This is a genomic window from Pseudomonadota bacterium (genome assembly GCA_039193195.1).
In the GTDB taxonomy this organism is placed as follows: domain Bacteria; phylum Pseudomonadota; class Gammaproteobacteria; order Steroidobacterales; family JBCBZW01; genus JBCBZW01.
The window spans coordinates 43,530-59,706 of sequence record JBCCWS010000012.1 but is presented as its reverse complement, the minus strand read 5'-3'; the positions used below and the strand labels follow the sequence as shown (position 1 = coordinate 59,706).

Genomic DNA, 16,177 nt, shown 5'->3' with positions numbered 1-16,177 from the left:
GGTGTATGCTGCGCTGCGCGCGATGCGGGCTCCTTCCGACCTCGCGCAACACTTCCCAAGGGACTGAACGGAGACCCAGATGCAGCGCTCGCGACAGGAACTGGTGGACGTACTGCGCACCTCCGAGTTGCTCTACAGCAGCGAGGCGGTTTCCGACGCCTTCGACACCATGACCGGGCGAATCAACGAATCTCTGGGCGAGGTTCTCGGCGACAGCGATCTGCTTCTATTGCCAGTGTTAAAGGGCGGGATGTACCCAGCGGTACAGGTGATGGCGCGCCTCACGGTGCCCTTTACGCTCGACTACCTTCACGCCAGTCGCTATGCAGGTGGGCTGGAAGGTGGCGAGCTCACTTGGCGCGCCGAGCCGTTCACGAGCTTAGAGGGGCGCACCGTGTTGGTGGTCGATGACATCTTCGACTACGGCCAAACCCTGGAAGCCATTGTGGAGTACTGCCGGGGTGCGGGTGCGGCTGCCGTGTACAGCGCGACCTTCGTCATGAAACGGCGAGAGCGCTACATCTCCGAGTACCGGCCCGATTTCATCGGCGTCGAAATCGACGATCGCTACGTGTTCGGATGTGGAATGGACTACGAGGAATACTTCCGCGGCTTACCTGAGCTAAGGGCACTGTCAGCCGACTGATTCGCGACTCCAGCTGCGCCTTGAGCTATGGCGCGCTATCGGATGCGCTAACTGACGAGCCGGTGTTTGGCGTGGCGACCGCGACCAAATTTATGACGCATTTTCGCTGACGACGCGTTTACGCACGTTACTGCCCAAGAATCGCACCAGAATCGGCCTTTTTGGGCCTTGTTGTGAAGTCTACGAAAACTGCCGCTAAGTACTAAGACCACGACATTCATTTCAGGGAGCGACATCTGAGTCGCTCTTAGGTGGCATCTCATCCCCTGATGTCTCGTCCGACGACTCGTTCGGCATCGCCTCGGCCGGCGGCGGTGCGGGAGGAGGCCACGGGATGCTCTGCATGCGTCGAACGGGGTCGGCGCCGTACAAACGAGCGTCCTCTAGCAGATCATCGAGCAGCGCGTCCGGGTAGCCCTCAGGCAGCTCGATAGGGGTGATCCGTGAGACAGCACCGAAGGCTGGGTGATCGACGTAGTGCAGCTCTCCGCTGGTCATCACTCGGGCTTGCTGAAGCTCGTAGTTCACACTTCCCGCTTGCGAAAGGGTGAGACTAAGCTCCAGGTGAAGACGGCGCTCGACGGCGAGTTTCACAGTGCCGTCTATCGAGAGGTCGTCGCGCTGCAAGGTGATTGGACGGGGGTTGGCAACGTCGCGGGGGTAGGTCAGCTGCATCCAGCGCTCGTGCAGTAAGGGTTCGTACGCGCTAGATCGGCGCAGGCGGTCGAAGAGCGTGGACAGCTCGCGCGTGTCCGGCGCCATATCGGCAAAGCGCTCCGGAAGCGGCGCCTCGTAGCGATACACAGGCGGTAGGCCCTCAGCGCTCAAGTACCCGAAGCCATCGGCGAAGGGAGCCGGTTCCGACGGCGATTGGGCACTCTCATCCTCTAGCGGTGCGCTGAGCTGGTCCAGTGCCGCGGCGTCGCCGGCCGCGGTAGCGTCGGCGGCTTCGCGCCACTGGCGTTCATCCAGATCCGATCGCTGCAGGGGCCGAAACAAGATGATCTCCACCGCGTAGGCGCGCAGCTGCGACTCGGTTTGTGCAACGCTACCCAATGGGAGCGCCAGGAAGGCGACTGCCATCGCCGCCGCGGGGCGATAACCCTGATAGCTTGCGCCCGTGTGGGGGCGCGATCGGCCGTGCACTGTCATCTATTCACGTTCCCCTTTTCCTCGACGCGCCCGGCTCGCTGACGGTCTTACGCGGCGGTGCCTGCGCCGAGCGCGCTTAGGAGCGTTCGAACCTGTTCGATCCGATCCTCAACATCGGCCATGTCTGCCTTGAAGCGAAGGATACTCTGACCGTCCAAGCGGAAGGTGTGTGGATCGCTCTGAATGAGGCCGATGAGCTGCGCCGGGTCGACGTTGGCCTTGGCCCGGAACTCGATGCGTCCGCTGGCGGCGCCCGCATCTATCTTGCCGATGCCAAGCGGTGCGGCCAGCACACGCAGGTGGGCGATCTCGAACAAAAGCTGGGCAGGTGGCGGCAGTAGTCCGAAGCGGTCGATCATCTCTACCTTGAGATCTTTCAGGGCGCTCTCATCATCCATGCTCGCGATGCGCTTGTAGAGTACCAGGCGCATGTGCACGTCCGGCATGTACTGCTCAGGCAGCAGGGCGGGGGTGTGCAGATCGATCTCCGGACCGTGATCTGAATTACCCTCCAGGTCCGGTACCTCGCCCCGCTTGAGGGCGTCGACGGCGCGCTGGAGCAACTCCGTATACAGAGCGAAGCCGATCTCTTGGATCTGCCCACTCTGCTCGTCGCCGAGCAGTTCCCCGGCGCCGCGAATCTCGAGGTCATGGGTGGCCAAGGCGAAGCCGGCGCCGAGTTCCTCAAGGGACTCGATCGCCTCTAGGCGCTTTACCGCGTCGGCGGTCATCGCCTCTCGTGGGGGTGCGATCAGGTAGGCGTAGGCGCGGTGGTGGGAGCGTCCCACGCGGCCGCGCATCTGATGCAGCTGGGCGAGGCCAAAGCGGTCTGCGCGGTCGATCACTATCGTATTGGCCGTGGGTACGTCGATGCCGCTCTCGATGATCGTGGTGCACAGGAGCGTGTTAAAGCGTCGATGGTAGAAGTCGAGCATCACGTGCTCTAGGTCACGCTCGCGCATCTGCCCGTGCCCGATGCGAATGCTAGCCTCCGGCACGAGCTCCTGGAGCTTCTTCGCCATCGCTTCGATGGTCTCGACCGAGTTGTGGACAAAGAACACCTGCCCGCCGCGTTTGATCTCGCGCAGAAAGGCCTCCCGGATCAGCGGCGCGTTCCAGGGGGTGACAAAGGTCTTCACCCCCAAGCGGTCTTCCGGTGGCGTGGTGATAAGGGACAGGTCGCGCACGCCGCCCATCGCCATATTGAGGGTGCGGGGAATCGGCGTGGCGGTCAGCGTGAGCAAGTCGACCTCGGCGCGCAGGGCCCGCAGGCGCTCCTTCTGGCGCACGCCGAAGCGTTGCTCCTCATCTACGATGGCCAGCCCTAAGTTCTTGAACTTCACACTCGATTGGAGCAGGCGATGGGTGCCGACGATGATATCGACGGTGCCGCTTTCAACGCCTTCCAAGATGGTGCTCATCTGCTTGCTGGAGCGGAAACGTGAGATGACCTCCACCCGTACGGGCCAGTCGGCGAAGCGATCGGTGAAGGTCTGGTAGTGCTGCTGGGCGAGCAAGGTAGTGGGAACGAGAACGGCTACCTGCTTGCCGCCCTGAACGGCGACGAAGGCGGCCCGCATCGCCACCTCTGTCTTGCCGAAACCTACATCGCCACAGACGATCCGATCCATCGGTTGCGGTGCGCGCAGATCGTTGATCACCGAGGCGATCGCTTCGAGCTGATCAGGTGTCTCTTCGAAGGGGAAGCCCGATGAGAAGATCGTCGTATCGCGTTCGGAGAAGCTGAACGCATGGCCCTTGCGCGCGGCGCGGCGCGCGTAGATATCGAGCAGTTCTGCGGCGACGTCGCGGATGCGCTTGGCCGCGCGTGAGCGCGCCTTGGCCCACTGGTCCGTGCCTAGGCGATGCAGGGGCGCGGATTCCGGTGAGGCCCCCGTGTAGCGAGTGATGAGGTGAAGGGCGTGCACTGGCACGTAGAGCTTGTCGCCGCCCGCGTACTGCAGGGTGAGGAATTCGTTGCGCGTACTGCCGACCTGAAGGGTAGTCAACCCGAGGTAGCGGCCGACACCGTACTCCTCGTGTACCACTGGCGCGCCCTCGCGCAGGTCCGTGAGATCGCGGATGATCGACTCGGGGTCGGCTTCCGCCTTGCGCCGGTGGCGCCGACGCGCGCGTTCGCCGAGCAGCTGAGTTTCGCTGATCAGCGCGATGCCCGCCTCGCTCAGCACTAGGCCCCGCTCCAGGGGAGCGATGAGCACGCAGTGTGCATCGCCTGTTTCCAAGAACTCGCCCCAAGAGCTCACCTGCTTGAGGTTGGCGAGGGCGGTCTCACGCAGGGTGTCTTGCAGCTGCTCTCGGCGCCCGGCCGATTCGGCTGCGAGCAGCAGGCGCCCGTCGAAGGTGGCAGCGAAGTCCAGTAGTTTGGCGGCCGGCTGTTCAGCTCGGGGGTCTATCGGCAGCTTGGGGGGTTGGGAGGTGGCGAAGTTCACGGCTCGCCGCGGATCGAGCTCGAGGTCGATCGCGTGCGGGCTAGCCTGCACCCGAGAGTGCTGCGCTAGCAGCTCCATCACGCGCGCCGGTTGCAGGGCCAACTCGTCCGGCGTGAGGATTGGCCGCTCGATGTCGTGGGCCAGCTGGTCGTAGCGCGATTCGAGCTCGGACCAGACCGCGTTGATGGCTTCCTCGAGGCCGTCCCGCCAGGCCATTGACACCTGCTCGGGTAGGTAGTCGAAGAGCGACGCCGTGCGCTCGAAGAACAGGGGTAGGAAGTACTCGATGCCCCCTGGCGGGACGCCACGGGAGACTTCCGCGTAGATGACCGATCGGTTCGGATCGCCTTCGAAGCGCTTTCGGTAAGCTGAGCGGAACTGCTTGATGCCATCTTCCGTGAGTGGGAACTCACGGGCTGGCAATAGCGATACCTTGTCTAGCCTATCGATGGAGCGCTGGGTGGTGGGGTCGAAGCGTCGAATGCTCTCGATCTCATCGTCGAACAGATCGATCCGCAGGGGAGCCTCGGCGCCAGTGGGGAACAGGTCGAGGAGGGCGCCGCGGATCGCGTACTCGCCGTGCTCGTGCACCTGCGCCACATTGATATAGCCCGCTTCGTCTAGGCGGCGACGGGCTGCGTCTAGGTCGAGGAGGTCGCCGGCGGCGAGGGCCAAGCTGCTGCCGTCGACGAAGCTGCGCGGCGCGAGCCGTTGCAGCAAGGTCGCGAGGTTCAGCACCAGGACACCCCTTTGCAACGACGGCAGGCGTGCCATTGCGCTCAAGCGGGTGGCGATGATATCCGGGTGTGGAGCGAAGGCGTCGTACGGAAGCGTCTCCCACTCGGGGAACTGCAGGACCGGCAGGTCACTCTCGGCGCTGGCGAAGAACTTGATCTCGGCGGCGAGCTGCTCGGTGTCACGCGCGCTATTGGCGATCACCACAAGCGGAGCGTCCGAGCGGGCTGCGGCGCGCGTGAGGCCTAGCGCGTAAGCACTGCCCTGCAGTGCGCCCCAGGCCAGGGCGTGATCGCCATCGGCGACGGGTGGGGCGAACACGCTCGCCCGCGAGTCGGGGGAATCTGGCATGCGTTAGTCATGGTCGACGCGCGCCGCAACCCCGTCCGCAGCGCCACCTGCCGACCTGTCGGTGAAGGTCAGGCCCGGCGTATGGTGCGATTGAGGCGTTGGAAAATCCGTTTGGCGCGGGACTGCTAGCGGACGCGTTTGACGACCGTGTGCAGGACGTACTGATATTCGAAGTAGACCACAAAGCCGTCGTATTCCCAACGGGTGATCGGTGGGTCGCCCACCGCCGCACGCTGGCCGGAAGGCTGGCCGAAGCTGTTGCGCACGCGGTCCATGGTCATGCCCCTGGCAGGCACGGCCATGTTGCCGCGCTCGGTGATCGGCTCCATCCGCAGCTCGTCGGCTCGCGCCGAGCTCGCCACTAGTGCGCCGAGGGCGAACACAGCCAAAGCGGCCGCACCGACCGCCGCCGCCAGCCGTAGCGGGCGCTCCATTGCGTGTCGGGGAAGTGTGATGGCAGGCGCCTGGGTACGCTTAAACATCGCGACGTTCTCCTACTCCGATCGCGCCCCCGGTAGGGCGTGAGAGCCAGTTTTTATCACCGGCCTACCCCGATTCACAATCGTTGACAGACCCTAAATCCCGTTGTTGCGTCGCCAGACGCTTCGCCTTAACATCCGCGCAGCCGTCCAACCAGTTGATTTAGATACCAATGGTGGGCGGGCTTGAAGCTTGCCGATACTGCTTCGGCCAGCACGGAGATTCGCACCGACCGCGAGTCTGCCGCCTCTGGAACCACGGTTCTGCGTGTGGGGTCCCACTCTTTCCATGATGATCCGCCCCCTGGAACTGCTTCTCAGTTTGCGCTACCTGCGTGCGCGTACGCGCAACCGCTTCGTGTCCTTCATCGCCCTGGCGTCCACCGTGGGCATCGGCGTTGGTGTCGCCGCCCTGATTACGGTCATCTCCGTCATGAACGGGTTCAGCGCAGAGCTGCGCGACAACCTCTTAGCAGTGAGTGCTCACGTCACCGTGCGCCATCCTGGGGCTGCTCCGCAGGAGGGTTGGGCCCCCGTGCTAGAGGCCTTGAGTCGGGGCCACGGGGTGAGCGGTGTAACGGCCTACGTCGAGGGGGAGGGCATGTTGGCTCGTGGGGCTCGTTTGCGTGGGACGCGCGTGGAAGGCCTCGATCCGACTGCGCCCACCGTATCGCGGCAACTCGAGAACTCCTTAGTCGCCGGTGATCTTTCAGGCGTGACCGTGAACAGTCGCGCTGCGTTGGTCGGCGCGGGCCTAGCAGCGCTGCTCGGTGCGAAAGTGGGGGAGCGCTTGAATCTACTGGTGCCGAAGGTAGGGCCGAGGGGCAAAGTGACACCCAGCTTCGAGCGCATCACGGTGGCCGGGATCATCGAAGATGGTGTGCAGGAGATCGACAGTACCCGGCTGGTCATGCATCGAAGTGACGTCGCCGCCCTGCTCGGCCGTGAGCGCTCACACCTGGACGGCGTCCGCGTTCAGCTCGAGGATCTGATGACCGCACCGGCAGTTGCTGAACGGTGGCAGGAGCGCCTGCCAGTGGGGTTTACGGTGGAGGATTGGGCCGATGAGCAAGCGTCCTACTTTCGCGCTGTGGCTACTGAGAAGTTTATGATGACGCTGATTCTCTCGTTGATCGTGGCAGTAGCTGCCTTCAACGTGGTCGCCACCTTGGTCATGGTGGTCAATGACAAGCGCACGGATATCGCGATCCTGCGCACGATGGGGCTGACCCCGCGTAGCGTGACCTTCGTTTTCCTCACTCAGGGGTGCTTGATCGGCTTGATCGGCGTGCTTGGGGGCCTGGCCCTAGGCCTTCTCATCACGCTCAATCTGGAGACCCTCGTACCCGCCGTCGAGGGCGTGCTTCGGATCAAGCTGATTCCCACCGACGTCTATTACCTCAACGATATCCCCACCGACGTGCGGGTACACGAAGTTAGCCTGATTACCCTCGGTGCCTTCGCCCTATCCGCCCTGTCCACCCTGTATCCGGCCCGGCGAGCGGCACGCACGCAGCCTGCAGACGCCTTGCGCTACGAGTAGGTGGCCATGTTACTCAGCCCCTACGAGCTGGCGATTGGGTGGCGCTACGTGCGCAGCGGCCGAGGGCCTGGGTTCCTCTCGTTCATCTCCCTGGTATCGATGGCAGGGATTGCGACCGGCGTCTTCGTGCTGATCGTCGTGCTGTCAGTGATGAACGGCTTCGAGCGCGAGCTGCGCGAGCGCATCCTCGATGTCACATCGCACGGTGCCGTCATGGGCTATGGAGGGCCCATCGAGGATTGGTCTGCGGTCGAAGGTGCGGCGAGGCGCGACACTCGGGTGGCCGCCACGGCGCCATTCGTAGACGGGCAGGGGCTGTTGGTGAGCGACCATGGTCTCACCAGCGGCGTCCAAGTTCGCGGCGTGGCGCCTGAGCGGGAGGCTCTGGTGGCTGCCCTCGAGATGCACCTTCAGCGGGGTTCCCTGGCGGCCTTGGCAGAGGCACGCTTTCGCGTTCTGATCGGGCGTGCCCTAGCGGACTCCCTAGGCGTGGATGTGGGCGACCGCGTTACGCTGCTAATCCCCGAGGCTAACGTTACGCCTGCCGGCGTGTTGCCGAGGCAGCGGCGCTTCGAGGTGGCAGGGATCTTCGAGGCTGGTATGCACGAGTACGATCGACGTCTCGCCTTCGTGTTGCTACGGGACGCGCAGGCGCTTTACCGATTGGGGGATCGGGTGACAGGTGTTCGATTGCGCTTTCACGATCTCTTCGACGCGCCGCGTGCCGTTCGCGATATCGCCTTGGAAGTCGGCGAGATCTTCTACGTACGCGACTGGACCCGCGAGCACGCCAACTTCTTCCGCGCGATCGCCCTCACCAAGAGTGTGATGTTCATTATCCTGCTGCTGGTGGTGGCTGTGGCCGCCTTTAATATCGTCTCAACCCTCATCATGGTGGTGAATGAGAAACGCGCTGACATCGCGATTTTGCGCACCAACGGCGCTTCCCCAGCAAGTATGCTTGGTGTTTTCGTGATCCAAGGGGGCACGATAGGGATCGTCGGTACGCTCGCAGGGTTGCTTGCCGGTGCGCTGGTGACGCTCAACCTCGATCGACTGGTGGCCTGGGCGGAGGTGCTCATCGGCGGCTCGCTGATCGATGCCAGCATCTACTATATCGATGATCTGCCCGCGGACCTGCGCTTGGCGGACCTCACACTCATCTGCGGGACGGCGTTGGCCCTCTCTCTGCTGTCCACCCTGTATCCAGCCTGGCGCGCCTCGACTACGGCGCCGGCGGAGACCCTACGCCATGAGAGCTGATTCCCCTTCCGCCGCTGACTGCTCACTCGCCTGTGAGGGGTTGGTTCGACGCTTCGGTGACGGCGAGCATCGAATCGACGTGCTGAAGGGCATCGACCTGCACGTCGAAAAGGGGGAGCGCCTAGCCATCATCGGTGCCTCGGGCTCAGGTAAGACGACTCTGCTGCAGCTCCTAGGCGGTCTCGATACGCCTAGCGAGGGAAGGGTGGTGATCAACGGCGAGGACGTCGCTTCCTTGGGCGAGGCGGCACGCGGGCGCTGGCGCAACCAGCACGTGGGCTTTGTCTATCAGTTCCACCACCTATTGCCAGAGTTCAGTGCCCTGGAGAATGTGGCGATGCCGCTACTGATCCGACGGCAACCCCCCGCGCAGGCACTGCCTAGGGCACGGGACTTGCTAGAGCGGGTGGGGCTGGGTGCTCGCATACGCCATCGACCCTCGGAACTCTCCGGAGGCGAACGTCAGCGCGCGGCTGTCGCCCGTGCCTTGGTCACCTCGCCCGTGGTGGTGCTGGCGGACGAACCCACCGGCAATCTGGACCGCCCCACGGGCCGACAGGTGTTTGAGCAGATGCTCAAGCTGAACGAGGACACGGGGGCGAGCCTTGTCGTGGTGACCCACGACCCTCAGCTGGCCGCGGCGATGGACCGGATCTGTCGCTTAGACGAGTCTGGTCTGCACGAAGAAGCCCCCTGAATCTGGCAAAAACGACCGGATAGGCGGCGAATCGGGTGCTGGCTACGCGGCGATCCTTGGCTCTTGCCGAGGAGTAGTGGTGATTTGTCCCACTGCGCTCTTCACGAGGTCAGGGATGGACGCCGTGTCGCCAAGTATCGCCTGCGCAGTCCTGCTGGCCGTTTGTCTGGTGCATCGGCTACCGACGCTGCCCGTCCTGCCCTTGCCAACGGCGTTGGCGATCGGCACGGTCACCGCCGTGCTTGTACTTGCCGCGGGCTGGCGCTGGCGTCGTCGGCGTGCTGCGGGGGCTTTGCTCGGCGGCGTCGCAATGGTGGTCTGGGTCGTCCTCGCCGCTGGCGTTCGGCTGGACGGTCGCCTTCCTGTGAGTCAGCACGGTATGAGCGTGCGCGCGTTGGCGCAGGTGGTGGGCGTGCCCGTGCAGCGAGCGGATCGCTGCGAATTGATGATGGACACGCTGGCGCTAAACGGGCGTCGGCAGCGTCTTCGCTTGCAAGTGCGATGGTATGGTGAGCTTGCCTGTGAGCCGCTGGAGCCGGGAAGCCGCTGGTCGCTCGTGTTGCGCGTGGGCCTGCCAAGGGCAAACGCCAACCCGGGAATCTCCTCGCGCGAGCGCCGCTGGTTCCGCGCACACATCGATGGGCGCGCCTGGGTGCGGGCAGAGCAGCCGCACGAGCAGGTGGCAGGGCCTGAGGGGCGCGCCGCAGTGGCCCGCCTACGCCGTGCGTTAGCCGAGCGCCTGGGCGCAGCCCTGCCGCCTTCGCTCAGCGAGGCCTACCCGCTGCTCGCCGCCCTGACGCTCGGACTGGGGAAGCCCTTTGAGCCGTCAGTTCGGGAGACCTTGACCATCACGGGGACGGGCCATCTGTTCGCCATCTCCGGCTTACACATCGGCTTGCTCAGCGGGCTGTGTCTCGTACTCTCCAGGGTCGGCTGTAGTTTTGGGGTACGCCCAGCGCCTGCGCGGGGGCCGTTGCTCTTCGCTCTGCTCGCCGCCTGCGCCTACGCTCTGCTCGCCGGTTTTACGGTGCCTACGCAACGGGCACTGTTGGGCCTGGCCGTGGTCTTGGGCGCGAGATGCCTAGGGCGACAGGCGAGCGCGCCTAGGGCGCTAGCCTTGGCACTGCTCGGCGTGCTGATACTCGATCCCTTGGCTCCATTGGACGAGGGGTTCTGGCTGTCCTTTCTGGCGGTGACCTGCCTTGTGCTTGGGCGCGTAGAGGCGACGGTCACGCGCTCGTGGGTGATGGCTCAGCTCCGATTGGGACTGGGTCTGTTGCCGCTCGGTGTATCGGTGTTCAGTCAGATCAGTCTCATCGCACCGGTCGCCAATCTACTCGTCGTGCCGATCTTTGCTGTGGCCATCGTGCCGATTAGCTTGATCGGTGTGCTCGCCGCCGCAGTGTCGCCATCGCTGGCAAGCTGGCCGCTGTGGCTGGCGGGGCAGTGCTTGCTTGCGGTGCTCGGTGGCCTGAAGTGGTTGGGTACATCGCCCATGATCCGCCTTGAGGTCGCGCATCGCCCCGCGCTTTGGGCATTGCTCCTCGCCCAAGCGGGGGTGCTCCTGCTGCTCGCGCATGGCCTGCCCGGGCGCCGACTCGGCGGCCTTCTCTGTACCCGGCTGTTCATGTCCATACTTGTGCAGACTCGACCTGCGGCCCTTCCATCCGATGTCGTGCGGGTGACGCTCCTCGACGTCGGCCAAGGGATGGCGAGCGTCGTCGAGACACGTGATCACGTCATGCTCTACGACGCGGGTCCAGCGTACTTCGGCGGCGGCAGCGCGGGCGCGGCGGTGGTGGCGCCGTTCCTGGCCGGTCGCGGAGTTCGGTCCCTGGATCGCATCGTGCTCTCCCATGGCGATAGCGACCACGCCGGTGGCCTAGGCGATGTGCTGCGCTTCTACCCCGGCACGCCTGTGTTGGCTGGCGGCGCCGACACGCCGTGGCCGGCCTGCCGGGCTGGCCAAGGCTGGGAGTGGAATGGGGTGCGCTTCGCGGTGTTGCACCCCGCGTCGTCCGGTTGGAAAGGGAACGATGGTTCCTGTGTACTGCGCATCGCCGTGGGCGAGGAGACGCGCGAGCGCAGCGTGCTGCTCACCGGTGACATCCAATCGCGAGCGGAAGCCCATCTGTTGCAGCAAGCGACTTCGGCGTTGGACGTGGATGTGTTACTCGCCCCTCACCACGGCAGTGCCAGTTCGTCGACGTCCGCCTTCGTCGGCGCCACGACGCCCGAGCACGTTTTGTTCGCCTGCGGCTACGCGAATCGCTGGAACTTCCCGCGACAGTCGGTGCGCGCGCGTTGGACGCGCGCCGGCGCCGCCATCCACGTGACGGCCAGTGACGGTGCATTGACGGTGACCCTGCGGCCGGGGGAGGTCTCCCGCGTGAGCGGTGAGCGCCGTCGAGGGCGGCGATACTGGTCAGTCCCCTAGCGGCGTCGAAGGCAGCGCTGGCGCGGATCACGTATCATCTGCGCCACTCTTGCGGTCCGGAGCAGCAATCTCACCATGTTCGAAATCGTGAGCGCCGGCGGCTGGCTGATGTTGCCCTTGATCATGTGCTCGGTAGTGGCTGCGGCCATCACCGTCGAACGCCTGTGGGCGCTACAGCGCAAACGGGTATTGCCAGCCGACCTCTCCGCCAAGGTCGCCGTGTGGGTGGAAAAGCAACAACTCGACGATCGTCACGTGCGTGCGCTACGTGAGAATTCGCCGCTCGGGCGTATCCTCGCCGCCGGCGTGGCGCGTCGCAACGCAAACCGGGAACTTATCAAAGAGGGCATCGAAGACACCGGGCGTCAGGTGGTTCACGACCTGGAGCGCTTCCTCAACACGCTCGGTACCATCGCAGCGATCTCACCCCTGCTCGGTCTACTTGGCACCGTCGTCGGCATGGTGAAGGTTTTCGCGGCGATCACCCTGCAGGGGGTGGGCAACCCCGAGGTGCTCGCCGGCGGCATCTCCGAGGCGCTCATCACCACGGCGGCGGGGCTCTCCATCGCGATTCCGGCGCTGGTGGCCTACCGCTACCTGCGCCGTCGCGTGGACACCTTGGTATTGGAAATGGAGCAGGAGGCGATCACGCTCGTCGATGCGCTGGTGCGCGGCGACGGCGGTTCAATCGCCCCTGCGGCCACCGCTGAGGCGGGGCGGGCGGCACGCGCCGGCAACCGCGGTGAGCGGCGAGATCAGGCGGCGGGCAGGGCCGGCAAGCCCTCGCCCACACCAGACACGCGTGCCTCACGGCGTCGAGCGAACTCGTGAAGCTCAGCGCTCGCGGCAACGAAGAGCCAGACGTCAACCTGACTTCGTTGATCGACGTGGTCTTGTTACTGCTCATCTTCTTCATGGTCTCTACCAGCTTCGTGCAAGAGACGGAGCTGAGCATCCAACTGCCTGAGGCTTCCCTCGACGAAGCTACGCCCGATCAGCGATCCATCGAGGTGGCGGTGTCCGCCGCAGGAGGCTACTTCGTCAACGGTAAGGCGTTGGTCAACGATCAGCCACGCACTCTGCGCCGCGCCCTGGAACGCGAACTCGGTGAGGATCTCAACGACCCGAGTGGCGTCTCTCTAGTGGTTCGTGCCGATGCGAACGCTACGCACCAAGCGGTGGTGAGCGCGATGGATGTAGCGGCGCGCATTGGCCTCACGCGCGTGGACATTGCCACCGTCAACAGCGGCGGCAGCCCCAGCCCTTAGAGGCGGCGAGCCGCGGCCGCAGTTGTACCCTATGAGCGCGTCAGGGCCAGGTACGGCCAGTGTTTACCGACGTCTTATCGCCTACGCGCTGGCCCATCGGGGTGTGCTTATCGCTGCTGTATTCGCGAACCTGCTCTACGCGGGCACCGATAGCGGTTTCGCTTTTTTGATAAAGCCGCTTCTCGACGGCAGCTTCGCCGAGCGTGATCGCGGCGTCGTGATGATCATCCCCGTGGCGGTCCTCGGTCTGTTCGCCCTGCGCGGCGTGGCGGGTTTCGTGGGTGAGTACTGCACGAACTGGGTCTCCCGTCAGGTCATCACGCGTCTGCGAGAGGAGGTGCTTGAACACTACCTGCGAATGTCCTGTGCAGGCTACGACAGCAGCTCTGCCGGAGAGATGTTGTCGCGCCTCACCTACAACATAGAGCAGGTCGCGCACTCCACTACCAAGACGTTGGCGGTGCTCGTGCGCGATACCTTGACGATCGTGGGGCTTTTCGCGCTCATGCTCTATCTGAGCGCGCTGCTCACCCTGTTCATTGCGGTGGTTGCGCCGATGATCGGCCTCGTCATCGTTTGGGTAGGCAAGCGCTTCCGCCGCTACAACAAGCGCATCCAGGAGTCGATGGGGAGTGTGACTCGAGTGGCGGAAGAAGTCATCTCCTCCCATCGCGTGGTGAAGATATTCAATAGTCAAGAGCGCGAGGCGGAACGCTTCGCCCGCGCCAGCGACCTAAACCGAAAGCTCCATATGCGATTGGTCGTGGCCCAGGGCGCTAGCGATGCATCGATCATGATGCTGGCAGCGATCGGCGTGGCGAGCATCGTGTTCGTGGCGACGTTGGAGACGATGGAGATCACCGCAGGTAGCTTCGCCGCCTTCCTCGGCGCGATGACCTTGATGATGGCACCGCTAAAGCGACTGACGGGGCTGAACTCAAGTCTGCAGCAAGGCATCGCGGCGGGCGAGAACATCTTCGCGCTGCTCGACTCACCGGTGGAGCACACGGGCGGAGAGCTGCGCGTGGGGCGAGCGCGGGGCGAAGTGAACTTTGAGCGGGTTGGTTTGGCGTACGACCCGAGCAAGGGCTATGTCCTGCGCGACATCGACCTGCAGATCAGCGCCGGCGAGACCGTGGCTTTCGTGGGTCGATCCGGTTCGGGCAAGACTTCTCTCGTGAGCCTGTTGCCCCGCTTCTACGAGGTGAGTGAGGGCCGCATTACCCTCGATGGGCGTGCCCTGGGCGACTACGCTCTCGACAGCTTGCGTGACCAGATCGCACTGGTGAGCCAAGACGTCACCCTCTTCAACGATACGATTGCCGCCAACATTGCCTACGGAGCCCCGCGTAGCGTGTCGCCGCAGGAGTTGGACGCCGTGGCTCGAGCAGCCCACGTTAGCGAGTTCGCGCAGGCGCTTCCGCAGGGGTTGCAAACGCAGGTCGGCGATCGCGGCGTACTGCTCTCGGGGGGCCAGCGGCAGCGGATCTCCATCGCGCGAGCCTTGCTAAAGGGAGCGCCCATTCTGATCCTTGACGAGGCGACCTCGGCCCTCGATACGCAGAGCGAGCATCACATACGAGCGGCCCTGGAGACGCTCGTGCGCGGTCGCACGACGCTAGTGATCGCCCACCGCCTGTCGACAATCGAGAACGCGGATCGGATCGTTGTGCTGCACGACGGGCAGATCGTGGAGCAGGGTCCGCACTCGTCGCTTCTAGCGAAGAATGGCCATTACGCGAGCTTGCATCAGCTGCAGCGCAGCCAGGGCGAGCTCGAGTCAGCGGCGGGCGAGTCCGGACCAGCGATTCGTGGGCCTGCCGCGCCGTGAGCGGGGCGCAGGCGAGGATCGAGTCCGCCCTAAATCGCGTGTGGTACCCCGCCGCGCAGGCGTCGGGATGGCGCCGCGTGTCCTGCCTCGCATACTCGCTGCTCACCGCGCCGCTAGAGTGGTTGTTTCGGGCGGTCGTCGCTGCCCGTTACCGGGCCTATCAAAAAGGTTCGCTGAGCGCCCACCGCGTCGGTACGCCGGTGGTGGTGATCGGCAATATCACGGTGGGCGGTACGGGCAAGACGCCCTTTGCGAGCTATCTCGCGCGTTGCCTTCGCGAGGATGCGGGGTTACGGGTGGGGATCATCACGCGAGGGTACGGCGCGCAGCGCGCGCGCGGCGACCAGCCCGTTCGCGTCGATGCGTCTAGCGATGCGCGCGCGGTTGGCGATGAGCCGGTATTGCTAGCCATGCTCAGCGGATCGCCCGTGGTCGCGGGGCGTGATCGTGTGGCGGCGGCGCGTACCCTAGCGGGGGAGGTTGACGTGCTGCTCGCCGATGACGGGCTCCAGCACCTGCGGTTGAGCAGAGATCTCGAGATCGTGCTCCTAGACGGCGAGCGGGGCGTCGGCAATCGACGCCTTCTGCCAAGCGGCCCCCTGCGCGAGCCCCTTGCGCGACTCAGCGACGTCAACACCCTGGTAATCACCGGTGCTGAGTCGAGGTCTCGCGTCGGGGGCGCTGTCGAGAAGCCGCGCAGTATTCCCTTGCCAAACGGTGCGCCAACACCGCTGCGAGCCGAGGCGCTGCTGACGACAACCTATTCAGTCGCTACGCCGCGACGGCAACGCGCCCTTGCCGAGTTCGTCGGCCGGCCAGTCCACGCCGTTGCCGGCATTGCCCATCCCAGCCGATTTTTCACTCTCCTGCGCGAGGTCGGTTTGGAGATCCTCGAGCACCCCTTGTCGGACCATGCGGTGTTTGAGGCGCAGGCGATCGACTTCGACGACGATATGCCAGTGCTGATGACCGAGAAGGATGCGGTAAAATGCCGTTCTTTCGCGGACGCGCGCTGTTGGGCGGTGCGCTTGGACGTGCGGATGGCGCCTGAGGCCCGTAGGAACCTCGTGGCGTCGGTTGTCGCGCTGTGCGCGCAAGGAGCCCCAAATGGACCGTAAGCTTCTGGAGATCGTCGCCTGTCCGGTGTGCAAGGGAGAGCTCGAGTACTGGCCTGGGCAAAAGGAACTGGTGTGCCGAGCTGACCGGCTCGCCTTTCCCATTCACGACGGCATCCCGGTCATGCTGGAGGAAGAAGCGCGCAAGCTGAGCTTGGAAGAGCTGGACCGCAAAGCTGGCGCTTGAGCTTACGGGCTCGAGAACGCCGG

13 protein-coding genes are annotated in these 16,177 nt (G+C 64.6%); 10 read left to right on the top strand and 3 right to left on the bottom strand.

The features are described from left to right. The first annotated feature begins 79 nt into the window (after window positions 1-79). Window positions 80-646 (top strand): hypoxanthine-guanine phosphoribosyltransferase, encoded by a 567-nt coding sequence (locus AAGA68_12130; protein MEM9385803.1) that lies wholly within the window; start codon window positions 80-82, stop codon window positions 644-646. A 222-nt stretch (window positions 647-868) separates the two neighbouring features. Here AAGA68_12130 and AAGA68_12125 read toward each other — a convergent pair whose 3' ends face one another. The 3 genes from AAGA68_12125 to AAGA68_12115 form a co-directional block, all read right to left on the bottom strand. Beyond that, window positions 869-1,798: a CsiV family protein gene (locus AAGA68_12125; protein MEM9385802.1), complete on the bottom strand. Its 930-nt coding sequence runs from the start codon at window positions 1,796-1,798 to the stop codon at window positions 869-871. Window positions 1,799-1,845: 47 nt separating this feature from the next. Then, window positions 1,846-5,334, bottom strand: coding sequence for a transcription-repair coupling factor (gene mfd / locus AAGA68_12120; protein ID MEM9385801.1), 3,489 nt, complete (start codon window positions 5,332-5,334; stop codon window positions 1,846-1,848). A gap of 125 nt (window positions 5,335-5,459) precedes the next feature. Further along, window positions 5,460-5,816: a hypothetical protein gene (locus tag AAGA68_12115; protein MEM9385800.1), complete on the bottom strand. Its 357-nt coding sequence runs from the start codon at window positions 5,814-5,816 to the stop codon at window positions 5,460-5,462. 286 nt (window positions 5,817-6,102) lie between these two features. Here AAGA68_12115 and AAGA68_12110 point away from each other — a divergent pair, with 286 nt between their 5' ends. The 9 genes from AAGA68_12110 (at window position 6,103) to AAGA68_12070 (ending at window position 16,154) form a co-directional block, all read left to right on the top strand. Further along, a complete protein-coding gene (locus AAGA68_12110) occupies window positions 6,103-7,356 on the top strand; it encodes a lipoprotein-releasing ABC transporter permease subunit (GenBank protein MEM9385799.1) in 1,254 nt (417 codons plus the stop codon). Window positions 7,357-7,362: 6 nt separating this feature from the next. Then, a complete protein-coding gene (locus AAGA68_12105; protein MEM9385798.1) occupies window positions 7,363-8,619 on the top strand; it encodes a lipoprotein-releasing ABC transporter permease subunit in 1,257 nt (418 codons plus the stop codon). Beyond that, window positions 8,609-9,316: an ATP-binding cassette domain-containing protein gene (locus tag AAGA68_12100; GenBank protein MEM9385797.1), complete on the top strand. Its 708-nt coding sequence runs from the start codon at window positions 8,609-8,611 to the stop codon at window positions 9,314-9,316. Before AAGA68_12105 ends, AAGA68_12100 begins: the two co-directional genes overlap by 11 nt. Window positions 9,317-9,431: 115 nt before the next feature. Continuing rightward, the gene (locus AAGA68_12095) at window positions 9,432-11,753 is read left to right on the top strand and encodes a DNA internalization-related competence protein ComEC/Rec2 (protein MEM9385796.1); all 2,322 of its coding nucleotides are present in this window, start codon (window positions 9,432-9,434) and stop codon (window positions 11,751-11,753) included. A gap of 75 nt (window positions 11,754-11,828) precedes the next feature. Further along, entirely contained in the window at window positions 11,829-12,584 is a 756-nt protein-coding gene (locus AAGA68_12090; GenBank protein ID MEM9385795.1) for a MotA/TolQ/ExbB proton channel family protein, read from the top strand. Then, window positions 12,581-13,021: a biopolymer transporter ExbD gene (locus tag AAGA68_12085; GenBank protein MEM9385794.1), complete on the top strand. Its 441-nt coding sequence runs from the start codon at window positions 12,581-12,583 to the stop codon at window positions 13,019-13,021. The genes AAGA68_12090 and AAGA68_12085 overlap by 4 nt, the downstream gene beginning before the upstream one ends. A 31-nt stretch (window positions 13,022-13,052) precedes the next feature. Continuing rightward, entirely contained in the window at window positions 13,053-14,852 is a 1,800-nt protein-coding gene (msbA, locus tag AAGA68_12080) for a lipid A export permease/ATP-binding protein MsbA (GenBank protein MEM9385793.1), read from the top strand. A gap of 77 nt (window positions 14,853-14,929) precedes the next feature. Continuing rightward, window positions 14,930-15,970, top strand: a complete 1,041-nt coding sequence (lpxK, locus tag AAGA68_12075) for a tetraacyldisaccharide 4'-kinase (GenBank protein MEM9385792.1) — start codon at window positions 14,930-14,932, stop codon at window positions 15,968-15,970. Next, on the top strand, window positions 15,960-16,154 hold the full coding sequence (locus AAGA68_12070) for a Trm112 family protein (protein ID MEM9385791.1): 195 nt from the start codon (window positions 15,960-15,962) through the stop codon (window positions 16,152-16,154). The genes lpxK and AAGA68_12070 overlap by 11 nt, the downstream gene beginning before the upstream one ends. Window positions 16,155-16,177 lie beyond the last annotated feature (23 nt).